Source organism: Bradyrhizobium sp. CIR48 (genome assembly GCF_014198315.1).
In the GTDB taxonomy this organism is placed as follows: domain Bacteria; phylum Pseudomonadota; class Alphaproteobacteria; order Rhizobiales; family Xanthobacteraceae; genus Bradyrhizobium.
Map to the genome: position 1 here is coordinate 170,414 of NZ_JACIHG010000003.1, position 17,094 is coordinate 187,507.

15 protein-coding genes are annotated in these 17,094 nt (G+C 58.3%); 4 read left to right on the forward strand and 11 right to left on the reverse strand.

Translation table 11 applies throughout. The annotated features are described in order from the left end of the window. Nucleotides 1-104 precede the first annotated feature (104 nt). On the reverse strand, nucleotides 105-278 hold the full coding sequence (locus tag GGD66_RS11110) for a hypothetical protein (RefSeq protein ID WP_183257722.1): 174 nt from the start codon (nucleotides 276-278) through the stop codon (nucleotides 105-107). Between the two features lie 567 nt (nucleotides 279-845). Here GGD66_RS11110 and GGD66_RS11115 point away from each other — a divergent pair. Beyond that, nucleotides 846-1,112, forward strand: a complete 267-nt coding sequence (locus GGD66_RS11115; RefSeq protein WP_183257723.1) for a hypothetical protein — start codon at nucleotides 846-848, stop codon at nucleotides 1,110-1,112. A gap of 558 nt (nucleotides 1,113-1,670) precedes the next feature. Continuing rightward, nucleotides 1,671-2,294, forward strand: coding sequence for a J domain-containing protein (locus GGD66_RS11120; protein ID WP_183257724.1), 624 nt, complete (start codon nucleotides 1,671-1,673; stop codon nucleotides 2,292-2,294). 263 nt (nucleotides 2,295-2,557) lie between these two features. Here GGD66_RS11120 and GGD66_RS11125 read toward each other — a convergent pair whose 3' ends face one another. The 5 genes from GGD66_RS11125 to GGD66_RS11145 form a co-directional block, all read right to left on the reverse strand. Then, nucleotides 2,558-3,559, reverse strand: coding sequence for a pectinesterase family protein (locus tag GGD66_RS11125; protein ID WP_183257725.1), 1,002 nt, complete (start codon nucleotides 3,557-3,559; stop codon nucleotides 2,558-2,560). A gap of 255 nt (nucleotides 3,560-3,814) precedes the next feature. Then, nucleotides 3,815-5,113: a glycoside hydrolase family 28 protein gene (locus GGD66_RS11130; protein WP_183257726.1), complete on the reverse strand. Its 1,299-nt coding sequence runs from the start codon at nucleotides 5,111-5,113 to the stop codon at nucleotides 3,815-3,817. 1,336 nt (nucleotides 5,114-6,449) lie between these two features. Next, on the reverse strand, nucleotides 6,450-6,749 hold the full coding sequence (locus GGD66_RS11135; RefSeq protein ID WP_183257727.1) for a hypothetical protein: 300 nt from the start codon (nucleotides 6,747-6,749) through the stop codon (nucleotides 6,450-6,452). Nucleotides 6,750-7,071: 322 nt separating this feature from the next. Further along, on the reverse strand, nucleotides 7,072-7,449 hold the full coding sequence (locus GGD66_RS11140) for a hypothetical protein (protein ID WP_183257728.1): 378 nt from the start codon (nucleotides 7,447-7,449) through the stop codon (nucleotides 7,072-7,074). After that, nucleotides 7,446-7,664 carry a hypothetical protein gene (locus GGD66_RS11145; protein ID WP_183257729.1) on the reverse strand — a complete coding sequence of 73 codons (219 nt, stop codon included), beginning with the start codon at nucleotides 7,662-7,664 and terminating at the stop codon, nucleotides 7,446-7,448. The genes GGD66_RS11140 and GGD66_RS11145 overlap by 4 nt, the downstream gene beginning before the upstream one ends. Here GGD66_RS11145 and GGD66_RS11150 point away from each other — a divergent pair. Beyond that, nucleotides 7,593-8,075 (forward strand): hypothetical protein, encoded by a 483-nt coding sequence (locus GGD66_RS11150; protein WP_183258085.1) that lies wholly within the window; start codon nucleotides 7,593-7,595, stop codon nucleotides 8,073-8,075. The two genes, GGD66_RS11145 and GGD66_RS11150, sit on opposite strands and share 72 nt — an antisense overlap. Nucleotides 8,076-8,818: 743 nt before the next feature. Further along, nucleotides 8,819-10,522 carry an outer membrane beta-barrel protein gene (locus tag GGD66_RS11155; protein WP_183257730.1) on the forward strand — a complete coding sequence of 568 codons (1,704 nt, stop codon included), beginning with the start codon at nucleotides 8,819-8,821 and terminating at the stop codon, nucleotides 10,520-10,522. A 523-nt stretch (nucleotides 10,523-11,045) separates the two neighbouring features. On the opposite strand, the gene GGD66_RS11160 is transcribed toward GGD66_RS11155, so the two are convergent. From GGD66_RS11160 to GGD66_RS42015, 5 genes are all read right to left on the reverse strand, one after another. Continuing rightward, nucleotides 11,046-11,420, reverse strand: a complete 375-nt coding sequence (locus GGD66_RS11160) for a hypothetical protein (protein ID WP_183257731.1) — start codon at nucleotides 11,418-11,420, stop codon at nucleotides 11,046-11,048. Between the two features lie 335 nt (nucleotides 11,421-11,755). After that, nucleotides 11,756-11,962, reverse strand: coding sequence for a cold-shock protein (locus GGD66_RS11165; protein ID WP_312014105.1), 207 nt, complete (start codon nucleotides 11,960-11,962; stop codon nucleotides 11,756-11,758). Between the two features lie 215 nt (nucleotides 11,963-12,177). After that, complete coding sequence (locus GGD66_RS41345; protein ID WP_246788833.1) at nucleotides 12,178-12,543, reverse strand: hypothetical protein; 366 nt, start codon at nucleotides 12,541-12,543, stop codon at nucleotides 12,178-12,180. A 1,329-nt stretch (nucleotides 12,544-13,872) separates the two neighbouring features. Then, nucleotides 13,873-15,048: a trehalose-6-phosphate synthase gene (locus tag GGD66_RS11175; protein WP_283814470.1), complete on the reverse strand. Its 1,176-nt coding sequence runs from the start codon at nucleotides 15,046-15,048 to the stop codon at nucleotides 13,873-13,875. After that, complete coding sequence (locus GGD66_RS42015) at nucleotides 14,946-15,725, reverse strand: trehalose-6-phosphate synthase (protein ID WP_283814471.1); 780 nt, start codon at nucleotides 15,723-15,725, stop codon at nucleotides 14,946-14,948. Before GGD66_RS42015 ends, GGD66_RS11175 begins: the two co-directional genes overlap by 103 nt. Nucleotides 15,726-17,094: the final 1,369 nt, after the last annotated feature.

The window sequence follows — 17,094 nt, forward strand, 5'->3', positions numbered from 1 at the left end:
CCGAGGTTCCTAAGCCCAATACCTGGATCGTCAGCGATACCCACTCTCAATGCGGAGCACACCAGTAGACGTTTATCGCTCAGGCCTGCAATTCCGGAGAAAACTCAAGCCGGCTTATTCGCGCGCGTTTCGATCTCCGCGCAGCGGCGCATCAATGGGTCAAAGGTGTCCGGCACATCTAACAACAACCCGTCATCAATCATGTGCTGGTAATCCTGCTCCAAGACGGTTCGGGACTCTCCTTCGGGAACAAGCTTCAATGCACCGCCGACGGCCACGCGATAATCGATGACCGACCCCGTAGCGTCCTTTTCTGAGAAAAACCACGGCTTGTGTTCTGCGACAATCCCAGCCAGCTTCCGGCAGACCCTTCTCTGCTATAGCTGTCTACGGCCTTCTCCCAATGCGAACCGGCATCCGATGACGAGACGGTGCAGGCAGACGTGCAGGCAATGGGGCACTTGTACATAAACGGGCAGAAAGGTCCCGGGGAACGCTGCGCGCGAGTCTTCCGGATGCAAAGCAGTTGTTTGGACGGGTTGCCAGCCGGAATCGCCTCGCAAGCCGATAGCTGCGTCATGCTCTAAAGGGCGACGGCGCGACAGGTAAACGCGACACCTTCGGTCAAGGCGACCTTCTGGTCTCTATTGGGCAGGGCTACCGGCGGCAACGATGATTTGCGCGGGCAAAGCCGCGGAGGAGGTGCGCAGGCTGGAGGAGAGTTTGAATCGATCATGGGCTTCGACTTAATGACGAAGGCTGCAACTCCGACAGCAGGCGGGTTGTACTCATGCACGATGTCTGAAATGCTCTCCTGCCCATCCTCAAGGACGGATATTCGCTGAGTGATCGACACGATCATTTCGTCTCGCTTGTTTTGGTCATGCATTCCAGTACCCGACGACGGCGTAATCGAGATCCAGTTTCTGATTCACGGTGCATTTCCCGTCGTCGCCAAAGGCGCGAGGGCTCGAAAGCGGTTGTCCAAAGGCGACATCGCCGCGCTGGGTGACGCTTCGGCACACGATGCTCTGAGGCAATTGGTGATAAACTGGTGTTGCATGGGATACGGCTGCACCGATCCGCGCCGCAAACGAATTGCCTCGACATAACCATTTAGAGCTGCATCCGGGACGTGGACAAGCACCTTGCCAAGCACCTCCTGCGTTCCGGCTGCCGTGCCAGCGCCAGCATCAACCCGCTCCAACAGCGAATCGATCGAGACTTTACTGATTAGGCTGGTGAGCAGGGGCTTCGTCAGCGGCTGGCGGTTGCTGTGACTTGCGTTGATCCGTGAACGAGTGGCTCCAATGCCTTTGAAATCGAGACAATGCGCTTTCTGTTACGCTACGCAAGACCGAAGACGCGCTCGCCTTCGTCGTTGCGCAGATTACCGCCGAGCAGTGCCTTCGCTTGGCCTTTGAGAGTACTCACCCGGTCCCGTTCAAGACCTCCATGTGCAGAACCCGACATTGCCATTGAGGCAATCTGAAAACGTAAAGAGATGATGGTCTGAACAAGTTCGCCGTCCTGGCATGTCGATTGCTAGGAAGTGGCTGCTACATCATGCCACTAACGCAACGGCCGAGTCAGACCCAACTTGGGTCCAAACCAATTCTCGAGCATAGAAGCGGCCCTGTTAACTGCCGCTCCGCCAACGGAGCCCGGTCATGCCCATCGACACATCCAAAATCTTCGCGTCCATTCGCATCAACAAGCGGGAAGCGCAGGAGCGCCAGACCGCGGCGCTATGCGAATGGCCTGGTTGCCAAAACAAGGCTACCCATCCCGCGCCCAAAGGCCGCGACAATGCGCGCGACTATTGGCATTTCTGCATCGACCATGTTCGCGAATACAATCAGTCCTACAATTTCTTCTCGGGGATGGACGCGGAAGCGGTCGCGCGCTACCAGAACGACGCGCTGACCGGCCATCGTCCGACCTGGAAGATGGGTGAGAACATCAGCGCCCGCAAAATGACCGGCAGCACTGCCACTTTCGAGGACGACTGGCATGCCCTCTGCATGCTCGTCGAGGTGAACGGACGCGCCGGTGCCCGCCCCCGCGCGAAGGCCAAGCCCGAGGCGCGCAAGATTTTAAATGCCGAGCGGAAAGCGTTGCAGGTGATGGGCCTGACTTCCAATGCGACGCTCGGCGATATCAAGGCGAAGTACAAGGCGATGGTCAAGCAGCACCATCCCGACGCCAATGGCGGTGACCGCTCCACGGAGGATCGCCTGGTCGAGATCATCAAGGCCTACCATTACCTGAAGACGGTGGTGCGCGAGAGCTAGCCCGGACATCTCAGTTGGCCTCAACGGCGCATCAGCAGTGGAAGACGGAACCACCCAGACATTAGTCGCTTTGCTCTGGTTAGCTGGCAGCTTGACTTTTCTGGCCAACGCTTTCGGCCGAGCATGGCGAACAACCGACATGATGAGCGGTTCGTCTCATTCCGCCCAGCGATCAGGAACAACAGTGAGGCGTGACAGCACGCGCCGCCGTCTATCCGCTCTCCTCCGTCATTTATCCAAGGAGCACCGTCGTTTCCTCACCGTCAGTGTTGCTTTGTGTTCCCTCGATGTCGTTCCGTGGGCAGCCAATCTGTGGTACCTCCGAAGAACACTCTTAGCGACCATCTCGAGGCCTCGCTATCGGTCAGTTGATGGGAGTGAGATTCGCGGCCTGAGGGGTTAGCCCCGGCGCCGAAGGATCTATATTCGGCATAATAGCTCGTGCTCAAGGAGTTGGTCTTGCCGGGAGCCCATTCTCGCCAGCCTTCCGCAACGACCTGCGCATCCATCTTTGTCGACAGGAAGACCACTGTGGCGTAGGGCCGCCAAGGGCGGCCAAGCGCGATATCGCGCGCGGCAGGGTCGGCGCTTAGGCTGCAATGATCAAAAACATAGCCGCTGTCCTCATCGGGAGCTGCCTTGCTCTGTGCGGTAAAGACGACCGCTTGATTAGCAATGCCGTGCAACTCACATTGCCGGAACCAGGCCTTGGCGTTGCCAAATACGAAATCGACATGCCCTTCGATGTAGCAGTTCGAGAAGTATTGGCGTGACATTCTGCCGTTTGGACCCTTGCCGGCAAACAGCGTGTCCTGGGCGCCGAGCAGACGGACGCGCGTGACGACGTCCTTGTCTCCGGTTAGGGACAGTGCAACCGCTTGCGAGGGTGGATTGGCCGGATTGAGGGCGTAGTCGTTCTGTATGGTCAGATTCTCGAGCCGGAAGTCATCGCCAGTGGCACTCAGCGTCGCCGAGCGGGCGGTTCCTCCTACATTGATCGCGCCGTCGCCGTACACAATGACGGTATCCTCCGGATTGCTACCAGTCCCTGAGAGATGAATACCGGATTTTGAGATTTTGACTTTCTCGCGATAGACGCCCGGCGCGATCCGGACATTTCCGCCTTCCGCCGGCAACGCGTCGATGGCTTGCTGCACGGAGTGATAGTCTGCATTTCCGGCATGAGACACCCATAGTGGCTGAGCGTGCGCTGCCGAGATGCAGAAACATCCGGCCAGAAGCGCAGACGGCACGAAAATTCGCATGTGATTTCACTCTTCGTCGAGTTCGCGGCACGTTCGACGCAGTCGATATAAGGTACCGCCGCGGGATAGCCGCCGTGCATGGTCAAGCACATTTTTCGCGCGGAATCAGAACCTGCACGTCACCTTCACATTCCGGCCCTGCAGACCGTCGGACAATTGCACCCAACTCGGGGCATGAGGCTGACCTTCTTCAACACCGGTAATCTTGCCCTAGATGCGGAACTCAGTACCCGAGTTCGGCACCGGGTGGACTGCTTACCGATTGCCGTCGCGGAATGCCCTGGAACATACCTCCGATCCGCGCAGCAACGGTTTTGCAGCTCGTCCGGGCAGCGGCGGTGATACGTCAGAATGGTTTGCGGTGACGTTCGCATGTTCAACTTGCCAAGTCGCGGAATTGGCAAATCGGACATCTTCGAGTGTCACGTCAAGTGCATGCCCCTCGTCTACGCCGCGCATCAGCAACACACCGGTGTCGCCATGCACATGACGGAGAACGATTTGCCGATAGACCGGTATCCTTGTGCCTTGTGCGCGCGGATCATACTTTGTATCGAAAGCCACGGGCCACCTGTTGCCCCTCAGGCACACGTACTCATAAGTCACGCTCTCGACCAGACCGCCTCGACTGACATCGCTCTTGATGCGCAGGCCAGACGTCGTACCATCCAGCGTCAGATTACGCACCAATATGTCTCTGGCCCCGGAATTCACCTCACTGCCGATCGACATGCCATGCCCCCAGCCGAAATAATTATCAATGATCGAGATATGGCTGCTTGAGCCATTATCGCCGGCCTTGACTGCGACGTTGTCGTCACCCGTACGGATCAAGCTGTGGGTGATGGTCACATCCTGACTCGCGCCAAGATCGATGCCGTCGGTGTTGCGGGCGTCCGCCGGTGAATCGATCGTGAGGCCCCAAAACGTGGCACCTTCGACCCGGCTCATCGCGATATGAAAATTGGGAGCGTTGCGCAAGGTGACACCAGAGAACGTGATGTCCTGCGCATGATCGATCTGGATCAAGCGCGGGGCGTTCTGGTTGCCGCCCTGGGCTTGGGCGCGGCGGGCTAGCTGCCACCAGCTTTCCGCGCCGCCGCCAATAATTGCTCCGCCTTGACCATCGATGATGCCTTCTCCGTAGATGCCGCCGCCACGCGTTTTAGAAAAGCTGATGAATGGCCGGCAACCGTCGCCCTTTTCCGCGATGCGACCACATTGTCCGAGGCCCTTGTCGTAAGCAGCAGGTTCGGGAATGGCGATCAGCGTCGCACCGCGTCCGACCCATAACGTCACGCCCGATTTCATCTCCAGTGGGCCTGAGTGAAACTCGCCGCGCCCGAGATAAACTGCAGCCCCAGCGGGGCAATTTTCAATGGCGTCCTGTAGGCTTGGTGTATCGTTCTTACCGGAAGGCACAGGGCGATCGCAGACCGTATGAGGTGCAACAGGTTCGGTGATAGTCCGGCGGTCTTGCGCCTTTGCGGCGGGGCAGACAACCATGGAGGTGAGTATGGACAATAGGGCCCAGTTGGGAAAACGCTTTGTCATCGACCTGCTCGTGCTTTGTCACGCGCATCCTTGCCGCGTGCCTTGTTTAGTATTGAGCGCTGGCTCGATCGAGCCGCCGCGCGCGTCACTGGCCCGCGCAAGATGACATTTATAAGACGCAGCAGAGGCCTCGGCGGTGCGATCGCGCCGTAGCACCTTGCCTATGCGCGAAAAAGACGAAGCGTTGTGCGATAGTCCAAAATCCAAACAGCTTCTCAGCGCTCTCACAGTTTTTACGCGCCCAAACGGTCCCGATTTGCGGCATCTCAACTGCGCGTCAATCCGCACGATCCGTCGCATCAACGTTCGATCAAAGACCCGCACTACAAGAACTGACAGCAGCGCCCAGGGGGTCACCCGATACCGAAGCTGCCGTTCAGCCAGGAAGGCGCGCCGCAAGATGTGTAGCGACACGTCGTTGGACGAACGGGGGGCCGGATCGGCTTTTACGGCGGCAAGATCGAGATCGAGCCCCTGCGGGTTAGGGACATGGACTGTTCATCGCCGCTGGCGCTAAACTTTGTCGACGGCGATCCGCTGCGGGATGGGCCACGAGCGCTGCATCCAATTGCTGCTCAAAGGCGTCTTGTTCCGCCTGGTTCGGTTGCTGATCGTCTGCAACAGCATGCTGTACCGATGCCGGAGGTGCTGCATTGGATATGTCGGAATTGTGTGAGTCCATGCCAGCCTCCCGTCGAGGATCAGGTTATTCCTTATTCGGAGAAGCTTTCGAGAAGCTGACGAGGCTACGCCGGCACCGGATCGCACTCGCACCGGGACCCCTCTTCCTGGGTGCTCACGAACTTGGGTGACTGCCGTTACCCGCCCTCTTTCGCATCGCATTGTGATCGCTTGCGGACATAGTTACCAGTTCTCGTCATCATCCATGCGATGCCGGATGAGGCATGGTCGGCTTCCGCGGGCAGGACCGCCCGTGACTCGCATGCATGGCCCACGGCCATAGCAGACCATCGTGTCATTGAACGCGCCCTCTCCAGACAGGTCTACCGGCAACTTGAGCGCCTTGAAGACGGACAAAACGAGCGAACTGGGTGGCTCAAGGCGGAGAGCTCTTTGACATTCGATTCAGGACATCTACTTGAGCAGCTCCCGAAACAGGAGACTCTAGCCAAAGACGCGGCGATACGTCCCATATGTGGTGCTACTCTGCGCGCATCCCCTGGCCAACGCACCGCGATCAACCAAAAGCCGAGCCTATCGGCAGGGCCGCACCAGTTATCCAGTTCGCCCGCCGGGCTCGCAACACCATGGGTCTCGAGATCTTCGCCAGCCCCGTGACAAAACCTGTCGCCGTTAACGTGCGCGGCGCGAGCTTTCAGCGGTCCCATGATCGAGGCGAAAACGCCACGGCCGCATCCTGGTCAACAGGATCATCGACGCTTCGCGATTTGGGCGGTCCTAGGTTACGTATTGAATTGTTTGCCGCAGAGTTGCGCTGGCGTTCATCGCTCGGCGATGAGACCGTACGACGCTCAAGCCTCCGCTCCAGATCCGCCAATCCTGCCTTACATTCGGCGACAACCGATTGGGCGCGAAGCAGCTTGACCTTGAGCTCGTCCTGTTGCCTGAGTTTTTTCTCACGATCCCAATCGTCGTGCATCAGCTCATTGACCATCTGCAGAGCACCGACTGAAGGCCGCCGCTGAGCTTCACGGACCCAGGCTCGGCATCTCGCAGACTCCCGCACTCGAGCCACCGGCCAAAAGTGACGCAAACAACCGTCCTGAGGTATAGCGCCTTTTGCCCTGGTGTGTGGACCATCTTGTTGAGGACCACCATTCGTTGCGAGCCCCTTACACGACAATCGGGTTCTGCCCGGCAGACCGGAGCGCGTTTCGAAGATGGCAGAGTTCGGGGCGCAGGCGCACGGTTTGGAATGCGCATCAGGAGACCTTCGATCAAGCGGGCAAGTTTCATCTGAACACCAAGTGGTTTCGTCACATCTTCAAGCAACCGGCATGCCAATGCCTCTTGAGCGTTTCCTTATAAAGAATCGATGTCGGTTTTCCCGCGGCACGTAGTTGCAGGCGGTACTTTTTGTCGCGCTTGAAACAAACGACGTCTTGAACGAGACAGCCAAAGCCGCAGCCCACGACGGCCATAGCAGCGCTGACTATGGCAGCGGTCAATATAGAGAGAAGATTTTTCCGGACGTCGGCCAGAATGCTCTCACAATCTTGGAGTGGTGCGTTGTTGTGTGAGAACATGCTATCGGTGGCCATGGCGCCGGTGATGCGAACGCGACCGCAGCGATAAGATCGTGTCAGCGAGGTCCAAGGATAGCTGAAGCGCGCAATCCGGGGCAGTGTGTTCATGAGGAAGGCAGCAGAAAGAACGCCCGCATCGCGGCCTCGTCGGTCGGTGAAATGGGTAGCTGGCCGTCAAACTCACCGACGGACTCGCCGCAACTGCAACACTTGCCACCCCGATCGCGCTCACGCAGGTTGGACAGATCGCGATGATGGCGACGGATTTGGCCTGGATCGACCATATCGGCAATGAGGCAGTGGGCAGCCGCGATTGCCGGCATGATCTCGCCGCTCGGCTTGTCGTTCGCAGCCGGTGTGATCTCCGCGGTGGGTCCGCTCCGCGGCCCAAGTATGTGGTGCGGCGGACGGTGCTTTTGGTACGGCGCCCGGTGCGCATTGAGCTATGGGTTGCAATCCTTCTGTGGGTGCCGATCATGGTTTTGTCGCTGCAGGGCGAGCAAATTGTGCTTGCGCTCGGCCACGAACCGGCCATCGCGCGGCTAGCTCAACAACGTCTGTTCGGGCCGGCCTGGCGCGTCTTGCCGGCATTGTGGTTCCTGGCGATCCGCAGTTTCATGGCGGCAATGGCGGCGCGCACTGCCTCAGCGCCATTTCGGGACGAGTGCAGGTCCGCTGTTCACGCGAGCGTCCTGTTCATGGCGATCTCCTCACGTTCGGCGAATGAGAGGTAGCGTCCTGATAGAGGTTTTGACGATTGCGATAAATGTGTCGGGGTCATACCGCCCGCTCGTGCAGTTGGCAGACGATATTGTGCAACCTTCGGTCCTGACTTCTCTCGCAATGAGCCAGATCTACGCTCACTGACCATGCTGATTTATGTTTTCGCCATCTGCATTCGGACTGCGCAGCAGGCGACATGCCGCTCGCGCGGCCCCAGTTGCAGGGCGACTCGTTGAGCCCGATCTTTCTTCACGACCGTTACTCTTTATCGGATGGCACCAGGAGAGCCGTCCTCACTAAACCGGCCTACAGCCGCCGGACCGAACGAATATGAGCTCGCCTGCGGATCACTTCTTAAGCCTGCGGGTAGAGCCTTCTCTTTCATGATCGAGTGTCCCCCGGAAACCTCGTCCAATAAGCTCAGTGCGGCGCTTTCGCCTCCCTCCGCTGCTTCTCAACGGACGGTTTTAACCAGGTCTGCTGCGACCGTGCCTCTCATCCGGACAGGTCGACTGTCAGCCTTGAGACCAAGGTCGGGAAGTTGACGCGAGACACTCTTGGGAATTCTGCGAAATGCACGAATTCAGTTCGGCACACGGTTTGCTTCATTCGGGAAATCATCACCAATCGTAGTGCGGTGATCTTCGGGACGGACCTGGCGAGCGCTATCGCGTGTTTGGTCTGTCTGACGATTTGTCGTGCGGCAATACTTGAGGAGGCGGGTCGTGAACCAGGAAGTGCAGGACAAACTTTGATGCGATCGAGAACTATTTTTTGTGGTGCGACAACAATTGCGCTCGTCGCAAGCAGCGCAGCCAAGCCGGCGGACCTTGAGCCACAACTTAAACTGCCACAGGCGGTGTGGAACTGGTCTGGAGGCTATATTGGCGGGCACGCCGGCGGTGGGTACGGCCGCACCTCCTTCAGCAATCCACACGGTCCATCAATCTATGGCGGCATCGTGGATACCCCGGCTTTCCTTGCAGGTGGCCAGATCGGTTACAACTGGCAGAACAACAGCTGGGTGTTTGGCATCGAGCTGGATGCGAGCGGTGCGGTCTCCGAGGGCACAAATACATGCCTCGCCCCTTCGGGCTTGGTTGTGAGTGCAAATTGCAAGGCAGGTCCGAGCCTCTTTGCCACCGGGACCGGTCGCGTCGGTTACGCCTTTGGCGCGCTCGGACACACGCTGGCCTATCTCAAGGCAGGCCTAGCTTGGCAAAACAATCGGGGCGATGTCGTCAACAACTTTGAAGGCCGCGGCTTGCCACAGGAGAAAACCCATTTCGACTATGGTCGGGTCGGTGGCATCATCGGGCTGGGCGTCGAGCAAGCCCTAACGCCTGCATGGTCGGTGAACGTGGAATATGACTATCTGCATTTTGATGGGCCGAGTGTCGCGACGGCCTCGACAGTGCAGTTGCCTCCGTTTGCGATTCTGCCGGCGGACACAACCAGCCTGACCAGCAACTATCACATCGGAAAGATTGGCCTGAACTACCACTTTGGTGTGGACCCAGAGGCCGCACAATGGTCCGGCGCGCCGCTCTATGCGAAATCAGCCCGCAGCGTACCACCCATTTTCTACGCGCCCGCGTGGTCCTTCGAAGGCGGCTCGCGGCTCTGGCTGAGCCGGGGACGATTCCAGTGGGATCACAGCGCATTTCGGTATGGCCGGCCTGAAGACCCCAGCATACTGGTATCGAGGCTCACTTATCATGGCCTGGACGGACTTTCCGGGGAGTTATTCGGCCGTGTCGACAGCCCGTGGGGAGTGTTCCTGAAGAGCAATCTGGGTATCGGGGGCTTCAACAAAGGGAAGATGAACGATGAAGATTGGCTGCCACACAAGGGACGGTCGTACCAGAACACCCTTTCACGTCAGTCGAACGGAAGGTTCACATATTACACGGCGGACGTCGGTTACGATTTCCTGCGCGACACGAATTACACGATCGGGGGATTTCTAGGCTGGACGTACTACAGCCAGAGCTCGGACACGATCGGTTGTGTCGAGTTCGCTAATCCGCGGAATCGATGTCTTAAGCCGGGTGACAACAGGATCGTTGGCAGCGAGGATACGCAATGGAATGCGCCTCGAATCGGCTTGAGCGCCGAAACCCTGCTGAGCGAGCGTTGGCGTCTGAACGCTGATGTCGCTTACCTGCCGTGGACCTATTTCATCGGGCGGGATAATCACCTCCTGCGCGACGAGACCACCTTCATTGAACAACGCGGCAGTGGTGGTGGCGGAGTCCAGATTGAGGGCGTGTTGTCCTACTTCCTCACCCAGCACATCAGCGTCGGGGTCGGAGGCCGCTATTGGGCCATGTGGACCAAAAAACGGGGCGACTCTCTGTGCAGCAGCAGCGGCTGCATTGGTGATCCGTCCGTATTTGGGAAGTACAGCATGGAGCGCTGGGGTACGTTCTTCCAGGCCTCTTATAAGTTCGATTGAAAGGTCTACCAAAGCCAAGCTCCAGATTCCTCTCGACACATCCGACGCCGGCTCGCGAGTAAAGACATCGGCGCCAGAACTGTGCGCCGATGCCATTGGGTATGGCGTGACCATACCCATCAGCGAGCGTAAGAGTGGAAACCCGATCTTGATCAACAGCATGGGCACGCGAGCGCACAGCGCCTGCGCTCGCCCCAAAGACCATCGCGTGCTGCGATACCTCACAGGCGCAGCACAGTGACAGCTGACCAAATCTGATTACGACCTTATCTAGCGACGATTGCGCGCACGCTTTCTCAGCTCGGAGAGACAATCATTCCGGGCCCATCAACAATCGTGTCGATTTGATCGATGCCCTCTGAGAACAATAAATCTTTACATGAGTTAAGTGCCGCGCGCGCCTAGCAGCCGGGGTGGCGGTCGAGGCGACTGCTGCGTCACGCTGTGCGTCGATTGGACCAGCCGTTCCAGCGTCGCCGCGGCCTCTGACGGCGACTGCGCAGGAATAAGCAATTTTGCAGCATCAGCGACTTCCGCTGACGAGAAATAGATGGTTGATCAGGGCCTCTCTTTGACCGGCGACGGCCTTTGCGGTCGCAGACAGGGATTGCCGCCCGTCTTGCGCAATTTCCCAGCCGAGAGCATCGCGAAATACAAAATTCGCCGAAAAGATATTCAGATCCGGCGCGTGTACGGCCAACCGCGCCATGCGATCGGCCCAGTGAAGGGCACCCCGGGATTTGACCTCGCCTCGCCTCGCCTCATCAAGCCAATCCGGTTTTTTTCCACGGGCCCTCGGAGGCTCACGCATCAGCGTAACAGAAATACGCCTGCAGCCGAAGCGCAGCCGGCCAGTATGGTCGATAACGGACGAGCCCGGTTTTGCGAGCACCTTCATGAACTACATGCATCACGCCTGGACAGGGGAGCACCAGCCCGGCTGGCGTGCACTTCCCCGCATTTGGTCGCGAGTGTACGGTTCGGACCGTTTGTGGCCCGCGGGCAGGAATATCTTGCCACGCCCACACTGCGACCGGGCTGCAACTCCTGTAACTCTGACGGCAGTGACCGGTCGACGGCCTCAGGAGACCAAGGCTGTCACGCGGTTTGTGAGACAGCCTCATGGCTGGAAGCGACTGTCGCAAGGCCGAATGCCCGGCGCGCCGTGACAAGGCATCGCAGGACAGGTACGAGAACACGCTTTGAGAGAGCAGTTTCCCAAGACGAGTCGGATCATCCAACTCGGAGATCCTCGGCTGACATCTTACCCGAACGCCCCGCCTTGAGCTGATAACTTACCCGGGCCCCCTCTTCGAGAGTGGTGTAACCGGCCTTTTCGACGGCACTGATGTGCACGAAGACATCGGGACCTCCGTCCTCAGGCCTGATGAACCCATAACCTTTGGTCGAGTTGAACCACTTCACAATACCCATTGCCACGGCGGCATCTCCATAGTGAACCGTTGTGATCTAGCGAAGAGTCTCCTTGCCATCAAGACGGTCGGCAAGAGACACCCAGCGTCGCTGCGCTGGTCACGCGCTCATTCTTTTATCGCGCGATCTAGCTGCGGCCGCATCCTGCAACGACAAGAATCCTGACGTCGACGACAGTTTCGTCTCAAGGCTTCAGCCCAGATGACGTTTTGACCTTCGCTTCACCCGTCGCGCGCCCGCTCGCCCCAGTCCCGTGTAACAAGGAGTGTGTCACCATCGACCCAACTGACGTCCTGCTTGCCCTCTGGAAAATAAAAGCCGTCCGCAACCAAGGTCTTGGCGAGGCGATCGAACTCTCGTACGGACACGGCATCCTTGCCGCCATCGGAAAGACTAATCAGGCAGAGGCCCTCTTCAGGCGGAAAGCAGCTGCTACCTTGAAAGACCCAGTTTCTGTCTTCGGCGGCAGCCAAGGCGTCCACGTTGAGGATGGCTTGCCACTTTGGGTCTTGGCTACGATCGCTCTCACGCGTGATGCGCCGCCGGACGCCGCGCACCTGGTTCTCGTCTTGCCAGAAATGCTCCAAACCGCGCCCTCCAATGGAATATCTGCGATCCGATCCTTGGCCTGCAGGAAGGAGAGCCTGTTCGTAGAAGCGCCGATAGCGAGGATCTGACTGAAGCACGCCGAGCGTCTTCTCGTTCTCGGCGCTAGCCTAAGCCAACGCGCCTGGCCCTTCGATCTCCTCGAGCCAAAGGAATGGGTCATCAGTCACCGCGGCATCTGTTCGCTCCTGTAAAAGCACCGTGGAGGGTTAAGCAGGCAATCAAAAGCAGCGAGGCGGAGAGGAGTGATGTCTTCATGGATTTGCTCCGGCTGAGGTCGAGCGGCCACGCTCGCGGGCCCTGGCGCGTCAAGCAGAAGCGAAGCGCGCAAGCGCATGACATAGCGCGGCTTGCGCTATGTCATGCGCTGCTCAGTGCAAGCTGCGAGTCGCAAGTTTCCGCTGCTCCGGCTGCAACAGCACCATGTCCGCTTCCCAACACTGGTTGACAAGCAGACACCGACAGCATGTCAAGCCGGAGAGTCCGTTCACCACCGGCTTTTCGGTTTCAGCGGCCAAGAACGGAACACGCCCCGCCTCCAATCACAACGCCCGCCTCTAGATATGAGGTAGATTCCTTCGAGCGAGTCCATTTGGCAGACTTGTCAACGGGGGTCATCATGACAAAGAACAGCGCGTTGCTCAGAGGATTGCAATCAAGAACGATGAGGGCAGAAGCATCGACTATGGATCAAAGTAGCAACGCGTCTTGAGGTCGAGCCGCTAGCCAAACGGGTTCAAGCGCCGGGTCAGGTTCCCTCTTTCGATAAGATGACTAAACGAAGCTGTCATCAGCAGTTCTTATGGTCGCTAGGGTCAGGCTCAATGATCCCGAATCTACCGGCGGCAAAGGGCGCACAAGCCCGCGGTCCTTCATCGAAGGCGTACCACGCGAAGGACGAAGGGCGAAATGTCGATCGAGAATGCCCGCTGCTAGCGTAGCAGCTTGGCAGGCGCGAGGGGAGTCCGAGCCATGCTGCTGACTGTTCTAACGCTCCTGTTGCGGCCCGTTCATTGCAACAGGCAGCCGCCACTTTCCGGCGCGGAACGACCAAAAGCGCGCTGGTGCCGACGCCACTTGCAGAAGCGTCGTTTACGGGTACGGAACAACGCGTTGGCTGCACACCCTCCCGTTCCATTATGTATCACTCGCGTGATACCTTGATGCAGCTCCTTCAACACTCCCGGTCATCATCCAGGCTTGCGCAACCTGCAAGAACCGCGTCAGCGTTAAGGATCTGGATTGTTCCTCTGTGCTGCTGCTGCGGAACAGCTTAGTCCTGTCGTGCTGTCCTCCTCGTCTTCTCAGTCCTACCCGGCACCGGGGTCTTCTTCGGGACGACCGCCGAGTGAGGCTGTGGGTATCGGCAGATCCCAGAGTCTGCCCTGTGTGTGCATCAGTCGGGCCTCTAGCGCCTCATAGGCCTTCTTCTCGTCTGCACAGGCAGCCTTCTTCAGGGCGACATCCGCGGGGTCGATCTCGTTATAGGTGGCAAGCGCCTCGGCATGGTTCCGATACAGCGGCATCAGAGCCTCGTTCGTCCAGCCGCGACCGAGATGGAGGCACTGATCAGCCGGAACGGTGACACGGCTTTTGTCCAGCTCCCGGACGTAGTCCGCCGACCAGTCGTGAATGGTATAGGATTCAAGCTTGTCCATCATTGACCGCCAGCGCTTGACGCGCTCCTCAAGCGGCATGTTGGCCGCTTTTAAAATAGCGTCTGCGATTTCTTTGGGATCGTTTGGATCCACCAACAGCGCCTCGTCCTCGTTGAAGTCTTCAGCCGCCCCCGCAAACTTCGATAGAACCAGAACGCCGGGATCCCTCGGGTCTTGGGCAGCAACATATTCTTTCGCTACCAGATTCATGCCGTCCCGCAGCGGCGTGACGACACCTACATGTGCCGCGCGATAAAGACGCGCGAGTGCAGCCTGGCTGAACGGATCATTCGTGTAATGGATCGGCCTCCACTTGTCTGTGCCATGCTCGGCATTGACGTGGTTGATCGCATTCTCCACGTCCTCCTTGTACTTGTGATACTCGTTGATGTCGGCGCGGGAGAGCGGCGCGATCTGCAACAGCGAGATGCTGCCGGGCTGGGCCGCTAAAAGGTGGTTGAACCCGTCGACCTTCTTGTCGATGCCCTTCGTGTAGTCGAGCCGGTCTACGCCGATCGTAAACTTCGCGCCCTCGAAGTTTTGCAATAATGACGAGACTTTTTCTTGCTCTGCGGGAGAGAGGTCTGCTGCAAGATACTCTGCGAACTGCTTGGGATCGATACCGATTGGAAACTTTTGAAGTCGCGTCTGGCCACGTTCCGTGGTCACAACGCCATCCCTGCTCTCCAGCCCGAAATGGGTTCGCAGGCAGGCTAGGAAATTGTTCAGATCCCAGTTCGTTGAAAGCCGAGCAAATCGTACTTCAACATCGATTTCATCAGTTCGCAATGGTTGGGTACGCACTCTATCATGTCGGGCGTAAGCCATGGCGTATGCAGGAAAAAGCCGGTTGGCCGCTCAATGCCGAGGTCATGCAGATCAGACCCAAGCGGGAGCAGATGATAATCATGCACCCAGAATGCGTCTCGATCTCGTACGTCGAAAGCCGCGCGCGCGATGAAGTCGTTGATCCTTCGATAGCTGCCATAATCTTCTTCCGAGCCCGACATCCGGTCCGGCAGGGAGTGCAATGCTGGCCACAGCGTTGAATTCGAATAACCTCGATAGTAGCCAGGATGGTCTGCGGCCGGCAGATCGAGCCTGGCGACGTGCCCTGCACCAGTCGGCACCAATTGCAGGGGCCGCTCAACCCCGCCGCCGTAGGTCTCGGAGGAGCCTATCCAAACAGCGCCGGAACGTTCCACCACCGGCTCCAGGCCGGCGGCGAGCCCGCCGGTCTGGGGTTTATTGGGGTCGAACGGCGCAACGCGGTTCGAAATGACAACGAGCTTCATTTCGGGCTTCTGGTTGACAGCATCAAGGCGATCCTCCACCTCGTCCGATACACTAGGATTGGAAGGACCTGCACTAGCTTGTTGTTCATGAGGTCTCTCGTCCAGGTGCTGGTCAAAGTCCGCCTGGCCCATGGCTTCATCTTGCCCAGCGGCTGATGTGCTGCCGGAGCCTAAGGTTGCCGTATCGAGCGCTTCTTGGATTCGAACCATCTCGCAACTCCGTCTTGACGATGTTTACGTTTGGTGCAGTCGCAGATCAGCCCCGAGATATCTCCACTTCCCCAGGATGATAGGTCTAGCTTTCTGAAAGCTGACCGGCCGAGCAAAATGGTCGGATTGCTGCATCCATCCAGGACTTCGAGGCGGTCATGGCGGAGGAGATGTCGGATTAAGGCAGACGACGTTTGGCTTCATCGACTTGATGAGTACACGCCTGAGCGTTGTTGCCATAGGCAGCGACGCACAATGGACCCGACGCTAGGAAGGCTCGGGCGCTGTGGCGAGGTCACCGTCCTGATCGGCACCATTAGAATGGCGTCAGCGCGCATTGACGAGTCTATGGAGTGGTCAGTTCTCTGGATGTCGCAGATCTTGCTCGCCAACATCGGTCGCCCGCTCCGGCCTTCCGACGGTACGATATAGACGGCCATCATAGGGGTCCTGGCGCGGTCCGCCCCCGGCGCATTAGCGCGCATCCGAATACAAGGTAGTAACCTGCAGAGAAGCTTCTTCTATCAAACTGCCGCGGCTCACAACCTGCGCTCTATCAGGTTGTCGCCCTGCGCGGTGATACGGTCCGCTTCCATGACATGCCCCTGTTCATACCGTCAGGAGGATACCTCCGATGTGGTCGGCTTAATGCTCTGCCGGCCGCGCTAACAATGCGGCGCCGTGGCGCGCGCTCGCCGGCGGGCGAGTAGCTGGCTGATCTCAATCAAGATCCTGTTTCCGCAACGAATTTAACACGCGGCACGGTTCGATTGCGTCTCGGCTTCGCTTTGGCTCACATCTTTGTCGAATAACGAAGGCCCGGATCTCTCATCCGAAAGGCCGACTTTGCGGCTTCGCTCCCTGCCGCGCTGCAGAGGCCGACGGCAAGGCCCCTCATCCCTACTTTGATAGTGCTATGCGACAACCCCACCAAGTTTGGCCTTTGTCACGGAAGATTTCGTCGTATATTTCACCCTCGAGGATTTCCTGCGCGGAGTGGTCATCTCGCGACGAAATACGTCTCCCGCTGGGAGGTGGTTATGCAGTACGACCGGATACGCCTGTTCCATCCGGCACGCGTTTCATTCAGCCAGCATAGCGCACAACTCAACGAACTAGTCGGTTTCATCTGTAGCGGGCTATCTTGAGGTGGAATGCGTTCGCTGGCTTAACGCATCTCATTCGCAGCGACACTCAGAAACACCCGCATCGCGACGTCCGCCGCAAACATATTCAGCTCATGGCTCGAATCCTCTAGATCATCGAAGAACGCAACCTTCGCATTGGTGTTCCGGAAAAACGCAGTTCATTGAGCTAGCTAAGCTTCGTGAGGATCGCCCGAACATGGTTGAGCACGCAGAGCGCTAGA

Excerpts from the sequence above, each read along its gene's own strand:
- GGD66_RS11155 (WP_183257730.1), top strand. The coding sequence starts at position 8,819 with ATGCGATCGAGAACTATTTTTTGTGGTGCGACAACAATTGCGCTCGTC.
- GGD66_RS42015 (WP_283814471.1), bottom strand. The coding sequence starts at position 15,725 with ATGGTTCGAATCCAAGAAGCGCTCGATACGGCAACCTTAGGCTCCGGC.
- GGD66_RS11175 (WP_283814470.1), bottom strand. The coding sequence starts at position 15,048 with ATGGCTTACGCCCGACATGATAGAGTGCGTACCCAACCATTGCGAACT.
- GGD66_RS11150 (WP_183258085.1), top strand. The coding sequence starts at position 7,593 with ATGATGGCGACGGATTTGGCCTGGATCGACCATATCGGCAATGAGGCA.
- GGD66_RS11135 (WP_183257727.1), bottom strand. The coding sequence starts at position 6,749 with ATGGTCAATGAGCTGATGCACGACGATTGGGATCGTGAGAAAAAACTC.
- GGD66_RS11120 (WP_183257724.1), top strand. The coding sequence starts at position 1,671 with ATGCCCATCGACACATCCAAAATCTTCGCGTCCATTCGCATCAACAAG.
- GGD66_RS11160 (WP_183257731.1), bottom strand. The coding sequence starts at position 11,420 with ATGAAGGTGCTCGCAAAACCGGGCTCGTCCGTTATCGACCATACTGGC.
- GGD66_RS11145 (WP_183257729.1), bottom strand. The coding sequence starts at position 7,664 with ATGCCGGCAATCGCGGCTGCCCACTGCCTCATTGCCGATATGGTCGAT.
- GGD66_RS11130 (WP_183257726.1), bottom strand. The coding sequence starts at position 5,113 with ATGACAAAGCGTTTTCCCAACTGGGCCCTATTGTCCATACTCACCTCC.
- GGD66_RS11125 (WP_183257725.1), bottom strand. The coding sequence starts at position 3,559 with ATGCGAATTTTCGTGCCGTCTGCGCTTCTGGCCGGATGTTTCTGCATC.
- GGD66_RS11140 (WP_183257728.1), bottom strand. The coding sequence starts at position 7,449 with ATGAACACACTGCCCCGGATTGCGCGCTTCAGCTATCCTTGGACCTCG.